Genomic DNA, 3,708 nt, shown 5'->3' with positions numbered 1-3,708 from the left:
GTCCGGCCGGTAGGCGAAGTGGCTGATGGCGATCGTCGCCTCGGTCGGGCCGTAGAGGTTGTGGATCGCGCTGTCCGGGGCGGCCCGCGCCCAGATCCGGGCGAGCGAGGCAGGGAAGGCCTCGCCGCAGAACAGCGAGCCGCGCAGGCTCGGCAGCGTGCCGGCGCCCAGGAGGCCGGCCTGATGCGCGATGCCGATGGCGGAGGGGACGGACAGCCACTGCGTCACCGCCTGCTCCTGCACGAAGCGGGGGGCGAGCGGGGTCGCGTTCTCGGGGACGCTCACGATCGCCGCGCCGTTCGTCCAGGCCGCGAACATGTCGTGGGCGGACAGGTCGAAGGTGAGGTCGACCAGCTGGATCAGCCGGTCCTCCGGCACGACCGGGGCGACGGCGGCGATCCCGGCGAGGTAGGCCGCGACATTGGCATGGCTGATCGGGACCCCCTTGGGCGCGCCGGTCGATCCCGAGGTGAACAGCAGATAGGCGAGGTCGGCCGGCGCCGGCGCGGGCCAGACGCCGCGCCGCGCTGCGGACGGATCCAGGTCCCCGGGATCGAGGAACAGGGTCCGGGCCGCGGGCGGCGGCGTGTCGCGCTCCGGGGCCAGCACCACGTCCAGGCCGGGGGGCGGGGCCTCCAGCAACGCGGCGAAGCGGGCGGCGCAGCGGCGGTCCACGATCAGCGCGCGCGCCCCCGAGGCCGCCAGGATGCTGCGGTTCCGGTCCGGCGGGTAGCGCGGGTTGAGCGGGACGTAGGTCGCCGCCGCGCGCAAGCTCGCCGCGATGGCGGTGTAGGCGGTGACGGTGCGCGTGCTCAGGATCGCGACCCGGTCGCCCGGCCGGATCCCGGCGTCGATCAGCCCCGCCGCGAGGGTGCAGGCCTCGCCCCAGAACGCGGCGAAGCTCCGCGTCTCGCCCCGCGCCCAGAGGGCGAGCCGGTCGGGAAACAGCGCCGCCGACCGGGCGAGGGCGGCGGTGAGCGTCTCGGCCGCCGGGTGGGCGGGCTCGGCCGCGAGGCCATCGGCGCGGGGGGAGAGCGGCATCGTCACGGGGCCGCCCTCCCCTGCCCCAGAACCTGTCCCACCCCCTGCCCCTCCCCCTGCCCCACCCCCTGCCCCTGCCCCGCGCAGCAATCCGCATCCTCGTGCGCGGTGCTCACGTTCCGGATGCTCCTGCGTCGCAGGAAGGGCATCAGCTTCGCGGTGAGGGCGGGATTGATGCGCCGGACCGCCGACCATTGCAGGTGGAAGGCGTCCCAGAAATCCGCGCTCTCGACCGCGACGTCGCGGAAGTCCACGAGCAGGTTGCCGTCGGTACGGAACTGCGGCTCCGCCTCGTCGATCACCGTGTCGAGCTGCATCGCGGCGTCGGGATAGCGGGCGAGGTATTCCGGACGGGCCGGCATGACGACGACGGCGAGCTGGCGGCCGCGGGCCCGCAGCTCGCTCGAGAACCGCTTGAGCTCCTCGACGCAGGTCGCGTCGAACGGCAGGGCGCCGTAGCGCAGGCCCCGGTCCGCGACCTGCATCGGGCTCGAGCCGTAGGCGTCGAGCCAGCGGTCGCCGGTGAAGGGCGTGGTCGCCTCGGGCCAGCTGCGCGCGGCCGCGTAGTAGCGGGCCAGGGTCAGGTATTTGAGGTAGAAGAACAGCTCCGCCCGCTCCCGGCGGATATAGGCCGCGGCGTCGTCGGGCCTGAAGAGCGTGCCGTTCCGCGTGCATGCGCCGAAATCGGTCAGGCTGGTGAGCATGACGAAGGTCGCGGCGCGCGGGTAGAGGTCCATGTAGAGCCGCGTCAGCGCCCGGGTCTGGTGCACCGCGAGCAGGCCCGTCGCGCCGTTCAGGACGCTCGCGCCGGTCCCGGCCGAGAGGGCGGCGCCGTCGATGTGCCGCCAGGTGATCGAGGAGCCCACCGCGATGACCTGCGGGTCGAGGTCCGGGCGGTTGCGCAGGAAGCGGAACTTCTCGTTGACCGATTCCACGCTGGAGATCGCGGGCGCGATGAGGTTCTGCGGCCTCAGGTGCATCGCGGCGGCGAAGCCGCCCGCGATGGCCGTGACGGCCGCGAGGCCGCCGGCGCAGAGCCCAAGCAGGTAAGCCCTCATGCTCGGAACCTCCTAGAGCATTGTCCGCGGAAGTGGGTGCCGGTTCCGCGAAAGAAAATGCGGCTCAATCAGTGAGATAGGCCATTTTCCGTGATCCGAGGATCATGGGAAATGGTCTAGAAGGTGAAGTAGAGGAACTCGGCCGGCGCCTCGCCGAGGAGGCGCAGCAGGGCCAGGCCCAGGATCGCCCCCGCGAGCGCGCCGTGCAGGAACCGGATCCGGCCGTGCGGCCCGGGCTCGAAGGCGCTCTGGAGGGTCCGCCAGGCGTCGAGGGCCTTGCACGGGGCGAGGCCGAGCCATTGCTGCGTGTTCGGCAGGACCCAGACGATGAACAGCCCGAGCAGGAGCAGCTTGCTGCCCTCGGCGGAGGCGCTCCCCGCGGACTCGCCCGCCAGCCCGGCGAGGCCGCCGAGGAGCGTGAGCGCGTGCCCGAGATCGTGCGCCCGGAAGAACACCAGCGCGACGGTCACGCAGAGGAAGGTCAGCCCGATCCCGACCGGGCGCGGGATCCGGAGGCCGCCGAGCGCGCCCGCGCCGAGCCGCCAGGCCCGGTTGACCACCAGCATCAGGCCGTGGAGCAGCCCCCACGCGACGAACTGGAGGCCGGCCCCGTGCCAGAGCCCGGACAGGGCCATGGTCAGGATGGTCGGGGTCGCGATCAGGTGCAGGAACGGCCCCGGCTCGAACGAGCGGCGCAGGCCCCCCTTCCCGGCCCGGAGGCGCGCCCGGGTGAGGTGCAGGGTCACGGGGTTGTAGAGATAGGTGGTCAGGAAGCGGGTCAGGGTGATGTGCCACCGCTCCCAGAACGCGATGATGCTCGCGGCCTTGTAGGGCGAGGCGAAGTTGAACGGCAGGCGGATGTTGAAGATCAGCGCCAGGCCGATCGCCATGTCGGAATAGGCCGAGAAGTCGAAATACAGTTGCAGGGCGTAGGAGGTCGCGCCGACCCAGGCGAGGCCGGGCGGCGGATGGGCGCCCTGGGCGGCGAGGTCGAAGGCGATGTCGGCGGCCGGGGCGAGGTTGTCGGCCAGGATGACCTTCTTGAACAGGCCGATGGCGAGGGCGGACAGGCCGAGGGCGATGTTGCGCGCCTGCGGGGCGTAGGTGGCCGGGTCGCGCCACTGGCCGGCGACCTCGGCGTGGCGGACGATGGGGCCGGCCAGGAGCTGGGGGAAGAAGGTGGCGAAGGCGAGGTAGCGCAGCAGGTCGGTCTCGGCGGTGAGGCCGTCACGGGTGTCGACGAGGTAGGCGATCTGCTGGAAGGTGTAGAACGAGATGCCGAGCGGGATCGCCACGGTCTCGAGGGTGAAGGGCGCGGCGCCCGAGAGGGCGTTGAGGAGCCCGGCGAAGAAGCCGGCATATTTGAACCAGGCCAGCACGCCGAGATTGCCGGCGACCGCGAGGGCGAGGAGCTGGCGCGACCTGCCGCGGGCCAGGACGCGGCCGGCGGCGTAGTTCCAGGCCAGCGAGGCCAGGAGCACGAGGACGAACCAGGGATCGGCCTGTCCGTAGAAGACCAGCGAGGCCGCGGCGAGCCAGCCGAGCGCCAGGGCGGGCCGCCCGCTCCGGCCGATCAGGAAGAAGCCCAGCACCGCACACGGCAGGAATA

At 72.5% G+C, this 3,708-nt stretch carries 3 protein-coding genes; all 3 read right to left on the bottom strand.

The annotated features are described in order from the left end of the window. On the bottom strand, nt 1-1,041 hold a 1,041-nt coding region (locus MTDSW087_RS29680), incomplete at its 3' end, for an AMP-binding protein (protein ID WP_244948408.1). A 2-nt stretch (nt 1,042-1,043) separates the two neighbouring features. Further along, nucleotides 1,044-2,099 carry a hypothetical protein gene (locus MTDSW087_RS29675; protein WP_144769365.1) on the bottom strand — a complete coding sequence of 352 codons (1,056 nt, stop codon included), beginning with the start codon at nt 2,097-2,099 and terminating at the stop codon, nt 1,044-1,046. A gap of 116 nt (nt 2,100-2,215) precedes the next feature. After that, the coding region (locus tag MTDSW087_RS29670; RefSeq protein WP_144769363.1) for an MBOAT family O-acyltransferase at nt 2,216-3,708 on the bottom strand (1,493 nt) is incomplete at its 5' end.

It is taken from the genome of Methylobacterium dankookense, from assembly GCF_902141855.1.
GTDB lineage: Bacteria > Pseudomonadota > Alphaproteobacteria > Rhizobiales > Beijerinckiaceae > Methylobacterium > Methylobacterium dankookense.
Note: the sequence above shows the minus strand (reverse complement) of the source record. Positions and strands in the feature narration are given on the sequence as shown.

What these genes read in the sequence shown, in the direction of transcription:
- MTDSW087_RS29675 (WP_144769365.1), bottom strand. Translation starts at nt 2,099, where the DNA reads ATGAGGGCTTACCTGCTTGGGCTCTGCGCCGGCGGCCTCGCGGCCGTC.